At 70.6% G+C, this 20424-nt stretch carries 19 protein-coding genes; 12 read left to right on the top strand and 7 right to left on the bottom strand.

From position 1 onward, the window contains the following. Positions 1-109: 109 nt before the first annotated feature. The gene (locus J4573_RS20920; protein ID WP_208257456.1) at positions 110-1174 is read left to right on the top strand and encodes an Acg family FMN-binding oxidoreductase; all 1065 of its coding nucleotides are present in this window, start codon (positions 110-112) and stop codon (positions 1172-1174) included. Here J4573_RS20920 and J4573_RS20915 read toward each other — a convergent pair. Further along, positions 1146-1823 (bottom strand): response regulator, encoded by a 678-nt coding sequence (locus J4573_RS20915; protein WP_208257455.1) that lies wholly within the window; start codon positions 1821-1823, stop codon positions 1146-1148. The two genes, J4573_RS20920 and J4573_RS20915, sit on opposite strands and share 29 nt — an antisense overlap. Before the next feature lie 224 nt (positions 1824-2047). On the opposite strand from J4573_RS20915, the gene J4573_RS20910 reads away from it, so the two are divergent. The 6 genes from J4573_RS20910 (at position 2048) to ppk2 (ending at position 7667) form a co-directional block, all read left to right on the top strand. Then, positions 2048-2275 carry a hypothetical protein gene (locus J4573_RS20910; protein WP_208257454.1) on the top strand — a complete coding sequence of 76 codons (228 nt, stop codon included), beginning with the start codon at positions 2048-2050 and terminating at the stop codon, positions 2273-2275. After that, complete coding sequence (locus J4573_RS20905; RefSeq protein ID WP_208257453.1) at positions 2262-3416, top strand: acyl-CoA dehydrogenase family protein; 1155 nt, start codon at positions 2262-2264, stop codon at positions 3414-3416. The genes J4573_RS20910 and J4573_RS20905 overlap by 14 nt, the downstream gene beginning before the upstream one ends. 52 nt (positions 3417-3468) lie before the next feature. After that, positions 3469-4935, top strand: coding sequence for a flavin-containing monooxygenase (locus tag J4573_RS20900; RefSeq protein ID WP_208257452.1), 1467 nt, complete (start codon positions 3469-3471; stop codon positions 4933-4935). A 115-nt stretch (positions 4936-5050) separates the two neighbouring features. Continuing rightward, the gene (locus J4573_RS20895) at positions 5051-5665 is read left to right on the top strand and encodes an FMN-binding negative transcriptional regulator (RefSeq protein ID WP_208257451.1); all 615 of its coding nucleotides are present in this window, start codon (positions 5051-5053) and stop codon (positions 5663-5665) included. A 79-nt stretch (positions 5666-5744) separates the two neighbouring features. After that, positions 5745-6797: a MerR family transcriptional regulator gene (locus J4573_RS20885; protein WP_243773330.1), complete on the top strand. Its 1053-nt coding sequence runs from the start codon at positions 5745-5747 to the stop codon at positions 6795-6797. A gap of 54 nt (positions 6798-6851) precedes the next feature. Next, the gene (gene ppk2, locus J4573_RS20880) at positions 6852-7667 is read left to right on the top strand and encodes a polyphosphate kinase 2 (protein ID WP_208257450.1); all 816 of its coding nucleotides are present in this window, start codon (positions 6852-6854) and stop codon (positions 7665-7667) included. Positions 7668-7678: 11 nt separating this feature from the next. Here ppk2 and J4573_RS20875 read toward each other — a convergent pair whose 3' ends face one another. Further along, positions 7679-9409 carry a glycoside hydrolase family 3 protein gene (locus tag J4573_RS20875; protein ID WP_208257449.1) on the bottom strand — a complete coding sequence of 577 codons (1731 nt, stop codon included), beginning with the start codon at positions 9407-9409 and terminating at the stop codon, positions 7679-7681. A 25-nt stretch (positions 9410-9434) separates the two neighbouring features. Further along, positions 9435-10565, bottom strand: a complete 1131-nt coding sequence (locus tag J4573_RS20870; RefSeq protein ID WP_208257448.1) for a lactonase family protein — start codon at positions 10563-10565, stop codon at positions 9435-9437. A gap of 134 nt (positions 10566-10699) precedes the next feature. Between J4573_RS20870 and J4573_RS20865 the strand changes: the two genes are divergently transcribed. Further along, positions 10700-11497, top strand: coding sequence for an IclR family transcriptional regulator (locus J4573_RS20865; protein WP_208257447.1), 798 nt, complete (start codon positions 10700-10702; stop codon positions 11495-11497). On the opposite strand, the gene J4573_RS20860 is transcribed toward J4573_RS20865, so the two are convergent. The 3 genes from J4573_RS20860 to J4573_RS20850 all read right to left on the bottom strand — a co-directional run bounded on the left by J4573_RS20860 (position 11427) and on the right by J4573_RS20850 (position 15423). Further along, complete coding sequence (locus J4573_RS20860; RefSeq protein WP_208257446.1) at positions 11427-11753, bottom strand: hypothetical protein; 327 nt, start codon at positions 11751-11753, stop codon at positions 11427-11429. The genes J4573_RS20865 and J4573_RS20860 overlap by 71 nt on opposite strands. Positions 11754-11755: 2 nt before the next feature. Further along, entirely contained in the window at positions 11756-13141 is a 1386-nt protein-coding gene (gene pdxR / locus J4573_RS20855) for a MocR-like pyridoxine biosynthesis transcription factor PdxR (RefSeq protein WP_208257445.1), read from the bottom strand. A 92-nt stretch (positions 13142-13233) separates the two neighbouring features. Next, complete coding sequence (locus J4573_RS20850; RefSeq protein WP_208257444.1) at positions 13234-15423, bottom strand: glycoside hydrolase family 15 protein; 2190 nt, start codon at positions 15421-15423, stop codon at positions 13234-13236. 237 nt (positions 15424-15660) lie between these two features. Here J4573_RS20850 and J4573_RS20845 point away from each other — a divergent pair, with 237 nt between their 5' ends. Genes J4573_RS20845 through J4573_RS20830 form a run of 4 tightly spaced genes read left to right on the top strand, consistent with a single transcriptional unit; the run spans position 15661 to position 18239 of the window. Beyond that, a complete protein-coding gene (locus tag J4573_RS20845) occupies positions 15661-16023 on the top strand; it encodes a cupredoxin domain-containing protein (protein ID WP_243773329.1) in 363 nt (120 codons plus the stop codon). Then, a complete protein-coding gene (locus tag J4573_RS20840; protein ID WP_208257442.1) occupies positions 16020-16952 on the top strand; it encodes a metallophosphoesterase family protein in 933 nt (310 codons plus the stop codon). The genes J4573_RS20845 and J4573_RS20840 overlap by 4 nt, the downstream gene beginning before the upstream one ends. A 31-nt stretch (positions 16953-16983) precedes the next feature. Next, a complete protein-coding gene (locus J4573_RS20835; RefSeq protein WP_208257441.1) occupies positions 16984-17580 on the top strand; it encodes an RNA polymerase sigma factor in 597 nt (198 codons plus the stop codon). Next, the gene (locus J4573_RS20830; RefSeq protein ID WP_208257440.1) at positions 17577-18239 is read left to right on the top strand and encodes a Rieske (2Fe-2S) protein; all 663 of its coding nucleotides are present in this window, start codon (positions 17577-17579) and stop codon (positions 18237-18239) included. Before J4573_RS20835 ends, J4573_RS20830 begins: the two co-directional genes overlap by 4 nt. 10 nt (positions 18240-18249) lie before the next feature. Here the strand turns inward: J4573_RS20830 and J4573_RS20825 are convergent, their stop codons facing one another. Beyond that, positions 18250-20298 carry a phosphocholine-specific phospholipase C gene (locus tag J4573_RS20825; protein ID WP_208257439.1) on the bottom strand — a complete coding sequence of 683 codons (2049 nt, stop codon included), beginning with the start codon at positions 20296-20298 and terminating at the stop codon, positions 18250-18252. Positions 20299-20424: the final 126 nt, after the last annotated feature.

Genomic DNA, 20424 nt, shown 5'->3' with positions numbered 1-20424 from the left:
CCCGCCGCGCCGGAATCATGCCCATACCGCGTGGGTGGTGCCGGAGGTCCCTGTCCTCTGCGGACCTTCGTCCCTGGGCCGCGCGGCCTCGCGGCGCTGAACTTGAGGCATGATGCTGAACCGGACGCCCGGCCGGGGCGGGGAACAGGATCTGCAGGCGCTGGACGCGAGGTCGGCGGTCGAGGCCGCTGCCTGGGCACCGTCCGTGCACGACGCGCGCCCGTGGCTGTTCACCGTGGAGAACGACCGGATCAGCCTCCGCGCCGATCCGGAACGGCGGCTCGACGTGTCCGATCCTGAGGGCCGGGAGATGCTGATCAGCTGCGGGGCGGCGCTGTTCACCCTGCGCGTGGCGATCAGGCGGCTCGGCTACGAACCGCACGTGCGGCTGCTGCCCGACCGGGACCGGCCGAACCTGCTGGCGGACGTCCACCTGGGCGTACGCCTGCCCGAGGCGGCCGAGAACCGGCGGCTGTACGGGCAGATCCGCCGAAGACGCACGCACCGCGGCGGCTTTCAGGCCAGCCCGGTGCCGGCATGGGTGCTGTCCGCGCTGCGGCAGGAGGCGCAGCGCGAAGGAGCGACGCTCCGGGTGATCGTGGACCCGCACGCCAAGGGCGCGCTCGCCGCCCTCACCATGGCGGCCGAGCACGTGCACCGCCAGATCCCCTCGTACGCCGGAGAGGTGGCCCGCTGGGCGGCCTCCCAGAACGGCAACGGCCACCAGAACGGCAACGGCCACGCGCAAGGGCGCCGGCTGCCGGCCGTGGACTGGCCGGACGAGCCGTCCACCGGCGTCGCCTGCATCCTGACGACGTCCGCCGACGGCGCGGGCGACTGGCTGCGCGCCGGGCAGGCGCTGCAGCGCCTCCTGCTGCGCGCGACCGCCGAGGACGGCGTCTCAGCGGCCTTTCACGCGCAGGCGCTGGAGGTCCCCGAGCTCCGGGAGTTCATCCGGGTGCGCTTCGCCGCCGGCGACCACCCGCAGCTGATGCTGCGCCTCGGCATCGGTCAAGGACCGGACGTGCAGGACGACCAGACCGGCGACGACGAGGCAGATCAGGCAGGCCAGTCCGATCAGGCAGACCGGTCCGATCAGGCCGATCGGCGGGAGACGACCCTGGACGGGGCGCTGAAGGGGAGCTTCAGCGCAGATCCCTGTCGCGTGTCTTGAGCTGGGTGGCGAACGCGGCGGCCTGCGTGCGGCGGCTCATGTTGAGCTTGGCGAACAGGCTGGACACGTAGTTCTTGACCGTCTTCTCGGCCAGGAACATCCGCTCGCCGATCTGCCGGTTGGTGAGGCCCTCGCCGATCAGCTCCAGGATCTGGCGTTCCTGGTCGGACAGACCGGCGAGGGGGTCGCGGTGCTGCCGGCGTTCACGCAACCGGCTCAGCATCCGGGTGGTGCTGCGCGGGTCGAGCAGCGACTGCCCCGAGGCGACCGTGCGGATCGCGCCGACCAGGTCCGAACCGTGGATCTGCTTCAGGACGTAGCCGGAGGCGCCCGCCATCACCGCGTCGAACAGCGCGTCCTCATCGTCGAACGAGGTGAGCATCAGGCAGGCCACCTCGGGCATCGCCGAGCGGACCTCGCGGCACACGGTGACGCCGTCGCCGTCGGGCAGCCGCACGTCCAGCACCGCCACGTCGGGCCGGGCCGCCGGGATCCGGGCGATCGCCTGCTCGGCCGTGCCCGCCTCGCCCACGATCTCGATGTCGTCCTCGGCGGACAGCAGCGCGGCGATGCCCTGCCGGACGACCTCGTGGTCGTCGGTCAGGAACACGCGGATGGGGCCCTGCCCTGCGGGGTTCGCGCCTGTCATCAATGCTCCTCGCTGTCGCTACAGACGCTAACCATGAGGCGCCCGGATCCGGTAGGGACCAACGTCCCGAGGCGGGCTTTCCTTCGGAGCCTTCTCGTGCGACTTTCGGGGGAACACTCGCGCCGAAAGGAGGCGCGTTCGGTGTTCTCCCTGCATGCTCCTCGGTATGCGGTTCACAGGCCCGGCCGCCTGCTCGCCGAACCGGCGGAAGCGTCCTCATCACCTTGATCGCGCACGCCGCCGAGGGCGTCGTCAACGTTCACGACCTGTGGCCCGAGGGCGCCGGCGACACCCGCCAGGCCTGGACGTACACCCTGGTGTGGGCCGCCGTCGCCGTCGGCGTGGTCGTCTTCGACCGCAAGGCCTGGATCCGGGCGCCCCGTTCCGCGACCGACCTCACCATCGCCGAGACCGATCACGCCGGATATCGTCCGAGCCATGGCGTCAGGTGAAGAGTTGATCGATCGGGCGAGGGTGCTGGCGGCCACGCTGGCCGATCGGGCTCGCGAGGCGGAGGAGCTGCGGCGGCCGCCGGACGAGACGATCGCCGACCTGGCCGCCGCCGGGTTCCTGGAGACGCTCGTTCCGAAGGCGCGGGGCGGGCTTGAGCTTGACCTGGCCACGCTGTCGGGCATCTCGCGGGAGCTGGGCGCGGGGTGCGCGTCCACCGGCTGGATCTCGGCGATCTACATGCTGCACAACTGGCTGATCGCGCTCTACCCGCAGAAGGCCCAGGACGAGGTCTTCGCCGGGCGGCCCTACGCGTTCATCCCCTGCACGCTCGCGCCCGTCGGCCGCGCCGAGGTGGCCGACGGCGGCTACCGGGTGACCGGGCGCTGGTCGTGGGGGACCGGCGTGATGCACGCCGACTGGGTCATGGTCAGCGCGATGTCGAATGCCGGGCCGCTGGTCTGCCTGCTGCCCGCGGCCGAGGCCGTCGTGCACGACGTCTGGTTCACCAGCGGGATGCGCGGCACCGGGAGCAACGACATCGAGGTGCCGGACCGGTTCGTTCCGGGGCACCGCTGCGTGCCGCTGCTCGACCTCGCGCGGGGCAGCACGCCGGGCCGTGACCTGCATGACGGGCCCGCGTACCGGTGGCCGCTGGTGCCGGTGCTGGCGCTCGCCGGTGCGTCGCCGATCCTCGGCGCGGCCGAGGGGCTGCTGGTGACGTTCAAGGAACGGCTGCGCGAGCGGGTGCTGGCCTACTCGGGCGTCAAGCAGGTCGACCGGGTGCCCGCGCAGATGCGGCTGGCCAAGGCGACCGCCGAGCTCGCCGGGGCGCGGCTCCTGCTCGACGACGCGATCGCCGCGCTGCAGCGGACGTACGAGGGCGGCGGCCGCTACACCCTGGCCGACCGGGCGCGGTCGCGGCTGGTCGGCGCCCAGGTGGTCACGACCGCCCGGAACGTGGTGAACGACCTGTGCCTGGCGGCGGGCGCGAGCGCCCAGTTCGAGCACATGCCGTTCCAGCGGGTCCAGCGCGACCTCGCCACGATCTCCGGCCACATCGTGTACGACCTGGACGAGACCTACGCCATGTTCGGCCGGGTCGATCTCGGCCTCGAACTGGACGCCGCCACCCTGGTCTGAAGCGGCGCAGATCACGCGACCACTTTATTGGACTCTGTGTAGAATACGGTCCATGGACCATGAGGTGATCATCGTCGGGGCCGGGTTCGCCGGGATCGGCGCGGGCATCGCGCTGAAGCGGGCGGGCATCGAGGACTTCGTGCTGCTGGAGCGCGCCGGGGACATCGGCGGCACCTGGCGGGACAACTCCTATCCGGGGCTGGCGGTCGACATCCCGTCGCCCACCTACTCCTTCGCCTTCGAGCCGCGCCCGACCTGGTCGCGGATGTACGCGCGCGGTCCGGAGATCAAGTCGTACGCCGACCACTGCGCGAGCAAGTACGGCATCCGCCCGCACGTCCGGCTGAACTCCACCGTCACCGGGGCGCGCTTCGCCGAGGACGAGGATCTCTGGCACGTCGAGCTGGCGGACGGTGCGACCCTGACCGGCCGCTACCTGCTGTCCTGCCAGGGCGCGCTGACCACCCCGAGCGTCCCCGAGATCGAGGGCCTGGACGACTTCACCGGCCACACCGTGCACACCGCGCGCTGGGACCACGACCACGACCTGAAGGGCGAGCGGGTCGCGGTCATCGGCACCGGCGCGACGGCCCTGCAGCTCATCCCCGAGATCGCCAAGGACGTCGCGCACCTGGACGTCTACCAGCGCACGCCGATCTGGGTCTATCCGAAGGTCGACCCGAGGATCCCGCGTCCGGTGCAGGAGCTGTTCCGGCGCGTGCCCGCCACCCAGCGCGCGATGCGGCTCTTCACCACCACCGCCGTCGAGGTCCTGGTCACCGGCGTCGTCCACCACCGCCAGTTCGCGCCGATGGTGCGGCGCGTCGAGAAGCGCTGCCTGCGCCACCTGAAGAAGCAGGTCAAGGACCCGCTGGTGCGGGAGGAGCTCACGCCGCGGTACGGCTTCGGCTGCAAGCGGCCCTCGTTCTCCAACGACTACCTGCGCACGTTCAACCGCGCCAACGTCGCGCTGCGCACCGAGCCGATCGAGCGGATCACCAAGACCGGGATCCGTACCAAGGACGGCCGCGAGCACGAGATCGACACGCTCATCCTCGCCACCGGCTTCAAGGTCTTCGACATCTCGTTCCCGATCGTCGGCCGCGAGGGCACCGAGCTCACCGAGTTCTGGCGGGCCGAACGCCGCCAGTCCTACGAGGGCGCGAGCGTGCCGCGCTTCCCGAACCTGTTCCTGGTGCCCGGCCCGTACGGCAACATCGGCCTGTCCTGGTTCCAGATGATCGACGCGCAGATCCGGCACGCGCTGCGCGTCATCACCGAGACCCGCCGCCGGGGCGCCACCCGCGCCGAGGTCCGCCCGCAGGCGCACGACCGCTACATGAGCTGGGTGACCCGCCGGATGCCCGACACCGTCTTCCTGAACGGCAACTGCGCGACCGCCAACAGCTACTACTTCGACGAGCACGGCGACGCCCCCTGGCAGCGGCCCTCCACCGTCATCGCCGCCCGCCGCCGCAGCCGCACCTTCCCGCTGGAGGACTACGAGTACACCGCCTGACCATGCGGGCACCAAGAGTCGGCCGCCTCGTCCTGGGAGGACTGACGGCGCGGGACGCGGGTGCTTCAGTGACGATGACCGGCGTGAACCGGCATCGTGAACTGGAGGCCCGCAGGTGCTCGAGCAGGACATGTACGCCGTGGACGACCCGGAGGCGCTGCGCGCCCTGATCGACGCCAACGGCTGGGCGACGATGGTCAGCGTCGGCGACGACGGCCGGCCCGTCGTCTCGCACCTGCCGATCCTCCCCGACCCCGCCCACCCCGGGGTCGCGATCGTCGGCCACCTCGCCAGGCAGGACGGCGACCACCACCGGCTCGGGACCCGCGAGATCACCATCATCGTCCAGGGCGTGAACGGCTACATCCCGGCGAGCTTCTACCAGGACGGCCCGTACGTCTCGACGTGGGACTTCGTGGTCGCCCACCTGTCGGGCACGCCCGAGATCCTCGGCGCCGAGGACACCTACCAGGTGCTGTCGGACACGATCGACCACTTCGAGGCGCCGCGGCCCCACCCGTTCAAGCTCAGCAGCGTCGAGGACTACGCGCGCGAGATCATGCCCGGTACGGTCGGATTCCGGCTCGTTCCCACCCGGATCGTGGGGAAGGCCAAGCTCAGCCAGGACAAGCCCGCCGAGATCGTCGACCGGATCGTCGACGCGTTGAAGACCGACGCCACCCACGGCGATCCCGACCTCGCCGAGGCGATCCGCGCCGCCAACGCCTGATCCGGCTCGGCGGCCGCGCTTGACCTTCACCAAGGGGCAAGCCGCAGGCTCGTCGACAACCGAACGATGAGGAGCGGTCATGGAGTTGCTGACGATCGGGGCCTTCGCCAAGGCGTCCCGCCTGTCCCCGAAGGCGCTGCGGCTCTATGACGAACTCGGCCTGGTCGTGCCCGCCAAGGTCGACCCGGCGACGGGCTACCGCCTCTATGACCCCAAGCAGCTGGAACGCGCCCGCCTCGTGGCGTGGCTGCGCCGCCTCGGCATGCCGCTGACCCGCATCCGCGCGGTCTGCGACCAGCCGCCGGCGGGCGCCGCGCAGGAGGTGCGGGCGTTCTGGGCGCGGGTCGAGGCCGAGACCGCCGAGAGGCGCGAGCTGGCCGGCTTCCTCATCGATCACCTGTCGAGAAGGGAGCCGATCATGCCTCAGAAGCTGGAGATCCGTTACGCCACCCGTTCGGAGAACGGCCTGGTCCGCGAGAGCAACCAGGACGCCGCCTACGCCGACTCGCACCTGCTCGCCGTCGCCGACGGCTACGGGCCGAGCGGGGCCTCCGCCAGCGCCGCCGCGATCGAGGCGCTGAAGGGCATCGAGTCGCTGCCCGCCGGCGACCTGCTGAACGTTCTGGACGAGGCCGTCGACCAGGCGGGCCGGGCCGTCACCGGCGTCGGCGGCGCCGACGAGTCCGGGACGACGCTGACCGCGATGCTGTGGACCGGCTCGCGGCTCGGCCTGGTCCACATCGGCGACTCGCGCGCCTACCTGAGAACCGCGAGCGGCGACATCTTCCAGGTCACCACCGACCACACCCTGGTCCAGTCGATGGTCGACGACGGCCGTCTCACCCCCGAGGAGGCGATCGTTCACCCGCAGCGCGCCCTGCTGCTCCGGGCGCTGTGGGGGAACGGCGAGGACCGGCCCGACGTCCGCCTGCACGACGCCGAGGCCGGTGACCGGTACCTGCTCTGCTCCGACGGCCTGTCCGCCGTCGTTCCGCCCGAGGACCTGCGGCGCGTCATCCTCACGGTCGGCGAGCCGGAGGACGCCGTACGGGAGCTGGTCGACCTCGCCATCGCGCAGGGCGGGCCCGACAACGTCAGCTGCGTCGTCGCGGACGTGTCGGCGGCCGGCTGAACGGCTACTGAACGGCGATTGAACCCGGCCCCTCATGCGTGGAATCTGGACAGCATGAGCAAGGTCAAGCGGATGCCGCGCGAGCTGTACGAGAAGGAGCTGTTCCGCCTCCAGGCGGAGCTGGTCGAGCTGCAGGAATGGGTGCGCGCCGAGGGCGCCCGCATCGTCGTGGTCTTCGAGGGCCGCGACGCCGCAGGGAAGGGCGGCGCGATCAAACGGGTCACCACCTACCTCAACCCGCGCGTCGCCCGCATCGTCGCGCTGCCCGCGCCCACCGAGCGCGAACGCACCGAGTGGTACTTCCAGCGCTATGTCGAGCACCTGCCCGCCGCGGGCGAGATCGTGCTGTTCGACCGGTCCTGGTACAACCGGGCGGGCGTCGAACGGGTGATGGGGTTCTGCACCAAGCAGGAGTACATGCGCTTCCTCCACCAGTGCCCGATCTTCGAACGGCTGCTGGTGGAGGACGGCATCCTGCTGCGCAAGTACTGGTTCTCGGTCAGCGACGCCGAGCAGGAGCGCCGGTTCCGCGGCCGGCGCGACGATCCGATGCGGCGCTGGAAGCTGTCGGCGATGGACCTGGAGTCGATCACCCGCTGGGAGGACTACTCCAGGGCCAAGGACGAGATGATGGTCTACACCGACATCCCCGAGGCGCCCTGGTACGTCGTGGAGAGCGACGACAAGCGGCGGGCCCGCATCAACATGATCGCCCACCTGCTGTCGACCGTCGACTACAAGGCGCCTCCGCCGAAGACGCTGGAGTTCCCCAAGCGCCCGGCGCCGAAGGGCTACGAGCGGTCGCCGCGTGACATGCAGACCTACGTCCCGGATCACGCGGCGACCCTGTCGTCGCCCTCGGCTCAGTAGCGGCCGTCGGCTCAGTAGCGGAGGCCGTGCCCGTAGGCGTACCGGCCCGCGATCGTCACCGGCAGCCTGCCGCCCGGCTGGGCGCCGAACACGACGTCGGCGGTCGCCCGCAGCATGGTCAGGTCGACCCGCTGCACGCGCGCGGTGGTGGCGTAGGAGGCGATGTAGGCCTTCACGTCCGGGTAGGAGCCGATGTCGTACGGCAGGCCGGTCGCGATCGCGGCGACCGGCTTGCCGGTGGCCTGCAGGGCGCGGACGAGCCTGGCCTGCCCGGCGGGCAGCGGGCCCTTGGCGTACGTGCCGACGATGATCCGGTCGGCGCCGCCCGCCTGCCGGACGGCCTCGGCGATCTCGGCGTCGGTCGGGTCGGGGGTGGCGGGCTGCCAGTGCGTCACCGGGCCCCGGCTCGCCTCGTCCACCGCCTGCGCCAGCTCGTTCGCCTGGGCCGCGGCGGCCACGAAGGTGCGCTGGTTCGAACGCGGGTCATAGGGCAGGACGTGATCGTCGTTCTTCACCAGCGTGACCCCGGCCTGCGCGATGCGCCGCGCCTGCTTGAGGAACGCCGGGTTGCCCGAGACGCGCTCGGCCCGTTCGGGGCTGACGAACCGGTGGTCGAACGCCCCGTACCGGCACTTGAGGTCCAGCACGCGCCTGACCGACTCGTCGATCCGCGCACGCGGCAGGTCGCCCGAGCGCACGGCGTCCAGGAGCGCGCCGACCGCGTCCACGTGGGTCTTGTACTCGCCGCTGGACATGATGACGTCCGCGCCCGCCTTGACCGCCATCACGGTGGCCTCGCGGGTTCCCCAGTTCTTGGCGATGGCGTCCATGTCCATGCCGTCGGTGACGATCAGGCCCGTGAAGCCGAGCTGCTCGCGGAGCAGGCCGGTCAGGATCTTCGGCGAGAGCGTCGCGGGCAGGTCCGGGTCGATCGCCTTGACCACCACGTGCGCCGTCATGATCGCGGGCACACCGGCCTTGATGGCGGCCTGGAACGAGGGCAGGTGAACCCGTTCCAACGTCGCCCTGTCGTAGTCCACCGACGGCAGCTGCAGATGGCTGTCGTCCTTGGTGTCGCCGTGGCCGGGGAAGTGCTTGGGCGTGGCGATCATCCCGGCCTTCTCGTACGCCCGCGCCTGCGTCTCGACCAGCTTGCTGACCAGGTCGGTCCGTTCACCGAACGACCGGACCCCGATGATCGGGTTGGTCGGGTTGGTGTTCACATCGGCGACAGGGGCGTAGTTCCATTGGAACCCCATCGCCTTGGCCTCGGCCGCCGTGATGTAGGCGGCCTCCCGGGCGAGCGCCGGGTCCCGCGCCGCGCCGAGCCCCATCGCGTTCGGCAGCGGCGTCGTGCCCTCGCGAACGTTGTGCGTCGTGCCGAACTCGAAGTCGCCCGACACCAGCAAGGGCAGCCCCAGCCGCGTGTCCTTCGACCACTGCTGGATCCTGTTGGAGTACCTCGCGGCCAGCCCCGGATTCTCCGGCTCGGAGGTGAGCACCGATCCGATCTTGAGGTCCTGGATCGACTGCCGGGTCTCGTCGTTCGGCATCCCGTCGGGCCCGTCATGGGTGATCGCCATGACCATCTGCCCGACCTTCTCCTCGTCGGTCATCTTGGCGACGTACGCGGCCGGATCGCATTGACGGGCGGCGGGCGCGGCCGACGCCGCCGGCGCCGGAACGACGGCGGCCCCGGCGGCGGTGACGGCGAACAGCGCGGCGAAAGCGGTCTTCAGCATCGGGGGGAGCTCCTCTGAACCAGGATCAGAAGCGGGGAAGGACGCAAACAGGTGCCGGAGTCTTGAGGATCGCGCCGGGCTTCAGGTGTGCGCCGTCCACATGGAACGAGGTCACGTCGCCCGACTTCTGGTTGGACACGTACATCAGCCGCCCCCGGTCGGCGAGGGTCATGTGGCGCGGCCACACACCCCCGCACGGCACGGTCCCGGTGAGCGTCAGCGACCGCCCGCCCGACCCTGTGGTGAAGACGGCCACGCTGTCGTGACCTCGGTTGGTCCCGTACACGAACCGTCCGTCGCCCGACACCAGGATCTCGCCCGGGTAGTTGTCCCCGGCTCCCTCCGGAACGGTCGACAGGACCTGTCCCGCCTCAAGCCGTCCGTGCGCCCCGTCGTAGTCGAGCACCACCACGGTCGAGTCCAGCTCACAGATCACATACAGCGTCCGCCCGTTCGGGTGGAAGGCCATGTGCCGAGGCCCGGCGCCGGGGGTCAGCTTCACGGTCGAGTGCTCGTGCAGCCGCCCGTCCTCAAGCCGGTAGACGTACACGGTGTCGTTGCCGAGGTCGGTCACCAGGATGAAGCGCCCGGCCGGGTCGGTGATGATCTGGTGCGGATGCGGAGCCTTCTGGTCGGGCCTGGGCCCCGACCCCTCATGCGCGACCACATCGCTGGCGGCCCCGAGCGACCCGTCCTCCCGGATCGGGTGCACCGCGATGTCGCTGCCGAAGAAGTTGGCGCTCAGCAGATGACGCCCGCTCGGATGCACCGACAGATGCGCGGGCGAGTCCCCATGTGTCGGCTGATGATTCAGCACGTTCAGCGAACCGTCGCGCGCCACGTCCAGCGCGTACACCTGGCCCTCGGCGACCTCGCTGACCGCGTACAGCCGCCGCCCGCGCGGTGGCGCCGCCAGGAACGAGGGCCGCTCGACATCACTCAGCGCCTTCTCGATCATCAGTGCGCCCGACTCGTCGGCCCGCGCCAGCAGAACGCCGCGTCCGCCCTCGTCCGTATAGGTGCCGATGTACGCGAGCCGTTCCTTCGTTCCGTCACTGGTCTTGGCGCTGGCCTGAGCCGACATCAAGGGGCCTCCCATCATCACCCCGCCCATCAGCCCGAGGAACCTTCGGCGGGTGGATCCGTTCGTGCCCATCGTGCCGCCTTCCATCGCCTTGACGATCGACAGACACGGTCACCCGAAGCGCCCTTGCGGCAAAGATCCGAGCCCGAAGATTCTGCATTGCACAATGTTGTGTTGCGAAGAGTTGGCGTTGCGGAGGAGCGGCCATGACGGGTGAGCGGAATCGGTCGGCGTCGTTGCGGCGGGCGCTGGGCGTGCTGGAGTACGTGCGGGCGAACGCGGGCGGCGGGCGGGGCGTTCCGCTGACGCGGATCGCCGAGGATCTGGAGCTGAGCAAGAGCACGGTGCTGCGGCTCACGGTGCCGCTCGTGGAGGCCGACCTGCTCGCGCGCGACCACGAAACGGGCCGGTTCAGGCTCGGCCCCGGGACGCTGTCGCTGAGCCAGGCTTATCTGGCTTCGCTCGACCTGCGGACGGTGGCTGCGGAGCCGTTGCGGCGGTTGCAGCATGAGGTGGGGGAGACCTGCCACCTGGTGGTGCACGACCTGCCGGACGTGGTCTACATCGACAAGGTCGAGAACGAGCATCACGTGCGGATGGCGTCGCGGGTGGGGAGCCGGATGCCCGCCTACCGGACGGCGGTCGGCAAGGCGATGCTCGCGTGGCTGGACGAGGAGGCCGTTGAGGGCGTGATCGCCGCCGGGCTGCCTGCGGTGACCGAACGGACCATCACCGATCCGGCGCGGCTGCGGGCCGAGCTGGCCGAGGTACGGCGGATGGGGTACGCCGTTGATGATCGGGAGAACGAGCCCGAGGTGCGCTGCGTGGCGGCGGCGATCTTCGACCATGCGGAACGGGTGGCGGGCGCGCTGAGTGTCTCGGGGCTGACGTCGCGGATGCGGCCGGCGCGGGTGCGCGAGGTCGGGCCGCTCGTCACCCAGGCGTGCCGGGAGATTTCCCGGGTGCTCGGGGCGGGATCCGCCACTCGTGCCCGGCGAGGGTGACCAGGAGGGCATCGCCGTCCTCGATGGCCCGGACGCCGGGGAGGGGCAGCTGGTGCTCGTTGCTGAAATGCGCCGTTCCGGCGCCGTAGATGTAGCCGCGCTGGATCTCATCGTCGACGACGCGGATGTCGACCTGGTCACCGCAGTGGGCGCAGATCCAGGAGGACGCGTTGGCGGCGCGGTTGTAGGAACGGCAACAGGCCAGGAAGTCCGGGGCGGTGAAGACGGTCCGGCAGGAGAGGCAGTCCAGGTCCATGGTCAGGTCTCCCGGAGGGCGGACATCAGGGCGTTGAGGGCGTTGGTGAAGGTGTGCTCGGGCGGTGTGGCGTAGCCGATGACGATGCCGCAGGACGCGTGGGCCGGGCGGCGGTAGAAGCCGGACAGGCCTGCGACGTCTACGCCATGGCTGATGATGCGGGTGATGAGGGCCTGCTCGTCGATGTCGCCGGGGAGCTGGAGGACGGCGTGCAGGCCGGCGGCGATGCCTGAGAGGTGGGCGTTCGGGAGCTGCTCGGCGACGGCCTGGCCCAGGCGGTCGCGTCTGCGGCGGTAGCGGGCCCGGCAGCGGCGCAGGTGGCGGTCCAGGCCGCCGCTGCGGATCAGTTGCGCGAGTGCGAGCTGGTCGACGATGCCGACGTACGCGTCGTCCCAGCGCATCACGGCGCGGAGGCGGGGGACGAGGCTGGTGGGCACGACGAGCCAGGCGATGCGCAGGCCCGGGGCGATGGTCTTGCTGATCGTTCCGGCGTAGACGACGTCGTCGGGGGCCAGGCCCTGGAGCGCGCCGACGGGCTGGCGGTCGTAGCGGAACTCGCCGTCGTAGTCGTCCTCGACCAGGACCGCCCCGGTGCGGCGGGCCCAGGCGAGCAGGCCGTTGCGCCGGGCCGGGCTGAGGGTGACGCCCAGGGGGTATTGGTGGGCGGGCGTGACGATCGCGGCGGCCTCGGTGGTGAGGCCTTCGACCATGAGCCCGTCGTCGTCCACCGGGATCGGGCTGACCGTGAGGCCGAAGCCCTCGACCAGGGCGTGGTGCTCGGGGAGCGATGGGTCTTCGAACGCGATGTGGGAGGGGCCTAGGGCGTGGCAGAGGATGCGCAGGGCGTGGGTGTAGCCGGCGGTCACGATGACGTGGTTGGCGGTCGTTACTACGCCGCGGGCGCGTCCCAGGTAGTCGGCCAGGGCTTCGCGGAGTTCGGGGTGGCCGGTGGGGTCGCCGTAGCCGAAGTCGTCGTTCGGCATGGCCTGGAGTACGTGGCGGGTGGCGGCCAGCCATTCGGTGCGCGGGAAGAGCGAGAGGTCCGGGAGGCCGGGGCGGAGGTCCATGCCCTTGGGGGGTGGGATGGCGGGTCCGAAGGGTTGGAGAACGTCGGCCACGGGCGCGCCTGGCTGCTCGGCCACGGCTATGCCTGAACGCGGCGTCGAGCTGAGGAAGCCTTCCGCGGTCAGCTGTTCGTAGGCCTGGGTGACCGTTCCGCGTGCCACGCCCAGCTCGCGGGCCAGGGCGCGGGAGGAGGGGAGCTTGGTGCCCGGGGCCAGGCGGCCGGCTCGGACTGCCTCACGGAGGGCGTGCTCCAACCCGGACCGGAGTCCTTGTCCCCGGTCCAGGGGAAGGTGCAGGTCCAGGCTGGACCACTCTTCTGCCATTGATCTGGACTATAGCCGTGGGCCAGATTCTCCGTACGTTTCAGATATGAGACATCTCGCAGCAGCCACCGGCCAGACTCGCCACTACCTTTCTACGAGCCGTACCGAGCGGCGACGACCGAGGGGGTTTCCACGGGTTTTCCGGCGGCGATGGACTGCGCGAGCCGCACGTACTGAGCCTGAGCCCATGCCAGGGGAGCCGCCGAGCCCGTCGGCTTCCCGAACACGAAACCGAACTGGTCGGCCCGATCCCAGGCCTGCTCGGGGATGAGATAGCCCGCGTTGGCCGAGTTGGCCATCGCCTGCAGGTGGGGTGCGGCCGAACGGCCCGCGGCCAGCTCGTACTCGCCGCGTTCACCCGACAGCAGGGGCCAGACCCGGCCGGTCAGGTGGCCGTGGTTCGCGGGCCAGCCGGTGCCGTCGTCCTGGCTCTCGCCGTAGGAATCGTGGTTGTAGCGGTGCCAGTAGACGCTTCCGTTGGGCGCGGTGACGGAGTCGACCTGGTCCAGCTCGGGCAGGGACGCGGTCACCTTGCCGTAGGAGGCGGGGCGGACGCCCAGGCGGACCAGGTCCAGGAACCCGCCGTCCACGATGTCGCGCTCCCACCAGGTCCCGTCGTTGAACGTCCTGGAGTAGGTGTCGTTCGGGTCGGTGTCGTGCTCGATGCGTTCGTAGTACTGGTGGTCGCCGAAGTAGCCGGTCGTGGTGAACGTCCAGCCGTCCAGGCTGGTGCGCCAGGAGTCGGCCTTGGACTCGTACGACGCGGCGCCGGCGGTGTCGCCGTTGCGGCGGGCGATGTCCCCCGCGCAGACCAGGCCGGCGATCTCGGCGGCGACCGTGGACGGCGAGATGCCGCCCTGCTCCTCCCAGCGCTCGCCCGGGGTGGACGGGCCGATCGAGACGATGTGGTCGGCGGTCAGCTTGATCTTGTTCCAGGTGGTGGCGTCGGTGAGGCCGGTCTGCCATGCGAGGACGATCGCGAACGCGTCCTGGTCGAGCTGCTCGCAGCAGCCGAGTTGCTGGGGTGACGCGCCGCTCGTTCCGGAGACGGGGGAGTAGCGGGGGAACGCGCCGGGCCCGTACCAGACGCCGTCGCCCTGGGTCCACGCGGTGATCTGCTGCTTGTTCCACAGCCACTGGGCCATCCGCTTGGCCTGCGCGGTGTCGCCGGTCGACTGCAGGGCCGTCGCCTGCTGGTAGAGGTCGCGCCCCCAGACGCGGTGATAACCGTCGTTGAGGGCGTTGCCGTCCACGTAACCGCCCCATGGCGTGGACAGGGAGGCCACATTGGCGCCGGGGAAGGTCTTGTCCTCCATGGCGTGAAGACCCATGGCGCTCACGTAGTAGGTGCGCCGTCGCAGGGTGTCGCCCGAGACGCTCGCGGGGGCCGCCTTCAGGCCGTTCACATAGCCGTTCCAGCCGGAACGGTAGGACGACTCGGCGGATGCGAACCCGGTCGTGAGGGAGGCCGATGCCGTGGCGGCCGCCGATGCCCGGTCCGCGCCGAAGCCGAGCGCCAGGGTGAACGTGGTGTCGGCCGCGACGGGGACCTGCGCGGTCTGGACGATGTTGCCCGCCGTGCTCGCGTCGTAGTCGGCCGTCAGCCGGTGATTGGCTTGAAGGTCCTTGTAGCCGTCGCTGGCGCTGCCGCTGTAGCCGCTGGAATGGGTGGTGAAGCCGGTCGAGGCCTTGAGCGCCGAGGCGACCGTGCTGCCGAAGACGGGCTGGGAGTCGCTGGCCACCATCGCCGCGTTGCCCGCGTCCCACGCGCCGGTGTCGTTGCCGCCGCCGCCCGCAAGAGACGGGTTGTACAGGACGTAGAGCTTGTAGGAGCCGCCGTCCAGGGACTGGAAGCGGGTCCTGACGAGCAGGGAGGAACGCCCAGGGTCGGTGACGTAGGTGTTGGTGATGCGGTAACGGCCGCTGCGCGCCGTATTGGTCACGGTGTACTCGAGCGCCTTCTCGTCCGGCATCGACACCGCGTGCGTGGTCGCGTCCCTCTCCAACTCGGTGAACGACGAGCCGTCGGTGACCACGTACTGCATGTCCTGGACGTTCGGCACGTCCACCCGGGGATAGAACACCTCGGAGGGCACGCCGCCCGCGACGGTGAACCACACCTTGGACTGGGCGGCCGTCGCCGTGCCGAGCGCGACCTTCTCCCCGGTCGTCCATGACGAACCGCCGCCGGGCGCCTCGCCCGCGTACGCCTTCCCTGGCATCAGGCACAGGACCGCCGAGCACAGCACCGCGACGGCCGACCGGATCGAACGTTGCCTCATCGCAACCTCCCAAGCGCCACCCCATGCTGGGAGCAGAGATCGCAGCCGTCAATCCTGCCGAGTCATTCCGGAGCCGCCGAGTCATTCCGGAGCCTCGGCGTGTGTAACCCCCCGCCCTATCTCTTTCTGAGGGCTCGCGAAGCGGGCCGTACCGGGATGGGGGCAGTGATGGGGTTGAGCACAGGAAGGTCTGCGCGTGCGCGGTGGGGCGCGGCCGCGGTGGTCGTGGGTGCGGCGATGACCGCCCTGGCCGCCTGCGGGGGATCGGGGCACGCGGCGACACCGGCGACGTCGATGCCAGGGATGTCGATGCCGGCCTCCACACCACCCGCCCCGGCCGCTCCCGTTGCGGGGAACGCGGTCGAAATCAAGAACTTCGGCTTCTCGCCCGGGGCACTGACCGTCAAGGCGGGCACCACGGTCACCTGGACCAACGGCGACGAGGACCCGCACACGGTTTCGGCCACCGGCGGACCCTTCCACTCGCCCACGCTCACCAACGGCGGCACGTTCCACTACACGTTCACCAAGCCGGGCCGGTACGCCTACATCTGCACCATCCACCCGTTCATGCACGGCACCGTGGTGGTGACCAAGTGACGGGCACCGAACAGGAGGGCATGAGCCGCAGGCAGCTGATGCGGCACGGCTCCTGGTTCGGGGCCGCCGTGGTGCTCGCGGTATCGGGCGGCGCGGTCTACAGCAAGGTCGCGGGGGACGACCATGCCGACCCCATCCCGGGCGACGCGGCACTGCGGTTCGTTCAGCTGAGCGACAGCCACCTGGGCTTCAAGGGAACGGCCAACACCGACGTGACCGGCTCGTTCTCGCGCGCCATCGCGCAGGTGAACGCGCTGCCGCACCGGCCCGACTTCGTCGTCCACACCGGTGACCTGACGCATCTGGCGACGCCGGCGCAGTTCGACCAGGTCAAGCAGATGATGACGCCGCTCAAGACCGGCAAGGTGCTCACCGTTCCCGGCGAGCACGACTCGGTCGACGACGCGGGCCAGAAGTACCGGCAGGCGTTCGGCGCGGGCACCCGGGGCGACGGCTGGTACAGCTTCGACGCGGCCGGCGTGCACTTCATCGGGGTGGTCAACACCCTGCACCTGCAGAAGCTCGGCCACCTCGGCAACGACCAGCTCGACTTCGTCCGCAAGGACGTCGCCGGGCTCGGCTCCGACACCCCCATCGTGGTCTTCAGCCACATCCCGCTGTTCGCGCTCTACCCGAACTGGGGCTGGGGCACCGACGACGCGCTGCAGCTGCTGAGCCTGCTGCGCCGCTTCTCGTCGGTGACCTGCCTGAACGGGCACATCCACCAGCTGTTCACCAAGACCGAGGGCAACGTGACCTTCCACAGCGCGACGACCACCGCCTACCCCCTTCCCGGCCCCGGCCAGGGCCCCGCCCCCGCGCCGGTCACGCTGCCCGCCGGGCGCCTCAAGCACGCCCTCGGCATACGCGAGGTCGGCTACGTCAAGGGCCGCCGTACGCTTGCGGTGCGCGAACGGGAGCTGGCGTGAGCCAGGCGGACGGAAGTGATGAGGGCCCGTCATGCGCCGATGGATCCCCGGAAACAGCAGGCGTTCCCCAGCGCCGCCGGACGCCCCGCGAGCGCCTGCGCGGCCTCGGCTCCACCTCGTCCAGGGCGAGACGTACGCGGACTGGGAGTCGGTCTATCTCGATAACGTGCACCGGATCTACCGCTTGATGTACGCCAAGGTCGGCAACAAGCCGGACGCCGAAGACCTCACCGCCGAGGTCTTCCTCACCGTGCTGAAGCCGATGCGGATGTCGGCCTCGGTCGGCGAGGTCCGCTCCTACCTGCTGGCGACGGCGCGCACCGTGCTGGCCTCGCACTGGCGCCGTACGCTCGGCCGGGAGGTCACCACGATCGACGTCGAGGACGTGGCGGCGGTGTACGAGGCCCCGCCCGCCGAGACGGGACGGACACCCGAGCATGTCGAACGCATCCTCGCCGGACTGCCCGAGCGCTACCGCAGGGTCCTCGAACTGCGCTTCCTGCGGTCCTACTCGATCCGGGAGACCGCTACCGAGCTGGGCGTCACGGTCGCCAACGCCAAGGTGCTCCAGCACCGCGCCCTCCGGCTCGCCGCCGATGTCGGCCGCGAGATAGGGAGGTCACCATGAACCGGCTGCGCCGCTACGTCGAGGGCCTCATCCAGGGGCACCGCCCCAAGCCGTTCCCCGCGGCCGAGGACGAGGCCGAGGCCGTGCGCGCGGCGATCGAGCTGCGGGCGGCCCGCCCCGGTGCCGACTCGCCCAGCGAGGAGTTCGTCGCCGGGCTGCACCGCTGGCTCGCCGAGGCGCGCGAGGAGGCCGACAAGCCCGCCCGGATTCCGGTCGGGCGCCGCCTGGTGCTCGGCGGCGCCGTCGCGGGGGCCGGCGTGGCCGCAGGGGTCTCCATCGACCGGGCGATCGTTCCGGACAAGGAAGGCGCTCCCACGGCGGGCGGCACGGTGTCGCCCGACAACGGCGTCTGGCATCGCGTCGCCGCCACCACCGACATCGCCGAAGGCGGCGTACGGGGCTTCGAGGCGGGCGGGGTCTTCGGCTTCGTCACCCGCGCCGGAGGCCGCGTACGGGCCGTGTCGGGCATCTGCACGCACCAGGGCTGCAAGCTGAACCTGGAGGCCGGGACCAAGCTGCGCTGCCCCTGCCATCGCGCGCTGTTCGCCCTGGACGGCGCCGTCATCCAGCACCGGCTCCCGATCGACCTCCCGGCCCTGCCCCGCTTGGCGGTGCGAGAGACGGGAGGCGCGATCGAGGTGTACGTGCCGGGCTCGTGACCCCAGGGGGTCAGCCGAGTGCGGGGTCGCTCAGGGAGGGGCGGCCGGTCTCGATGTGCCCGGCCATGCGCCGCACGAAGCCGTCCGAGGACGACACCGTCAGGTCGTACCACGAGGAGCTGTGGCGCAGGCTCACCGCGTGCCGGACCCGGCCGCCCACCTTGATGGTGTGCGTGGCGGCGGACTTGCGGCCGTAGGCGTCGGTGATGGAGACCTCGCGGACCTCCTTGCCGGGGTTGGCCACCACCACGTGCAGGTCGCCGCTGTTGCCGTCCCGGTCGATGATCACCTCGGGCTCGGCGTTCTTGGCGTTGCCGTGGAAGTACTGGAAGAAGCCGTTCGGCCCGTACACCAGCAGGTCGTAGACCCCGGCGGACCCGGAGGTGCTCCAGCTGTCGGAGATGGACTTGCCGCCCTCGACGGTGTAGGTCCACGGGTCGTCGGTGCGGTTGCCGGAGGTGATGTAGAACGCGGCGCCCGCCTTGCCCTTGCTGGCGAACGTGAGGTGGAAGCGGCCCGTCGCGGTGTCGGCCTTGCCCGTGACCGCCAGGTCGTAGGGGATGGGACGGGCGGGGCGCTGGCCGGGCTCCTGCTTGGGCATCGCGGGGGAGGGGAGCGCCGGCACGTAGTCGGGGTGGCGGTTCTTGTCCGGCGGGATGTAGTGGCTGGTGTCGGGAAGCGGCGCGGGCTTGGGGTCGGGCGTCGCGGAGAAGTCGAACGCCGTCGTCAGGTCGCCGCAGACCGCACGCCGCCACGGCGTGATGTTGGGCTCGGCCACCCCGAACCGCGCCTCCATGAAGCGGATGATCGAGGTGTGGTCGAACGTCTGCGAGTTGACCCAGCCGCCCTTGCTCCAGGGGGAGATGGCGAACATCGGCACGCGCGGCCCGAGCCCGTAAGGCCCGGCCGAGTAGCCGTTGCCCCCTGCGTAGATCTCGCCGGCCGTGGAGGCGGTGGAAAGGCCCTGCGCGGCAGAGGCCGGGGCGTACGGCGGAACGACGTGGTCGAAGAAGCCGTCGTTCTCGTCGTAGGTGACCAGCAGGACCGTCTTGCTCCACACGTCCGGGTTGGCGGTCAGGGCGTCCAGCACCTGGGCGATGTACCAGGCGCCGTAGTTGACCGGCCAGTTCGGGTGCTCGCTGTAGGCCTCGGGCGCCGCGATCCACGAGATCTGCGGCAGCTTGCCGGCGGCGACGTCCTTCTTCAGGACGTCGAAGTAGGTGCCGCCGTTCTTCACCGTCGTCCCGGTCCGGGCCTTGTCGAAGAGCGGGTTACCGGCCGTGGCGTTGCGGTAGTTGTTGAAGTACAGCAGCGAGTTGTCGCCGTAGTTGCCGATGAACGCGTCGTCGGTCCAGCCCCACGAACCGGGCCCGTCCAGCCCGATGCCGGAGTCCTGGTAGATCTTCCAGGAGACGCCCGCCTTCTCCAGCCGCTCGGGGTAGGTCGTCCAGCCGTACCCCTTCTCGTCGTTGCCCAGGACCGGGCCGCCGCCCTTGCCGTCGTTGCCCGTGTAACCGGTCCACATGTAGTACCGGTTCGGGTCGGTCGCCCCGATGAACGAGCAGTGGTAGGCGTCGCAGATCGTGAACGCGTCGGCCAGCGCGTAGTGGAACGGGATGTCGTTCCGCTCGAAGTAGGCCATCGTGTACTTGGTCTTGGCCGGGATCCAGTTATCGTACCGGCCGCCGTTCCAGGCGCTGTGACCGCCGTTCCAGTCGTGGTTCAGCCCGGTGAGGTACTTCATGCCGAGGTCGTCCACGTCCGGATGGAACGGCAGGACCTCGCCCGCGCCGTTCGGCTGGTGGAAGACCGTCTTGCCGCTCGGAATCGTGACCGGCCGCGGGTCGCCGAACCCGCGGACCCCCTTCATCGTGCCGAAGAAGTGGTCGAACGCGCGGTTCTCCTGCATCAGCACCACGATGTGCTCGACGTCCCGGATGGACCCGGTCCGGCGGCTCGCGGGGATCGCGGCCGCGCGGGCGATGCTCTCGGGCAGCACCGTCATCGCTGCGGTGCCGCCGGCCAGCTGCAGGAATCGTCGGCGATTCACAGAGGTCATACGGGTCTTCCTCTCGGGCGGGGCTCGGGCGGGACGCGCAAGCCTCATCTGGGGCGCAACGGCCCAGCAGATGATCGGGTGACCTGTTGACAGTGACGTTGACACAGAGGGGCCAGAACGTGAATT

Source organism: Actinomadura barringtoniae (assembly GCF_017573505.1).
GTDB lineage: Bacteria > Actinomycetota > Actinomycetes > Streptosporangiales > Streptosporangiaceae > Spirillospora > Spirillospora barringtoniae.
This window is presented reverse-complemented; position numbering and strand designations above follow the sequence as displayed.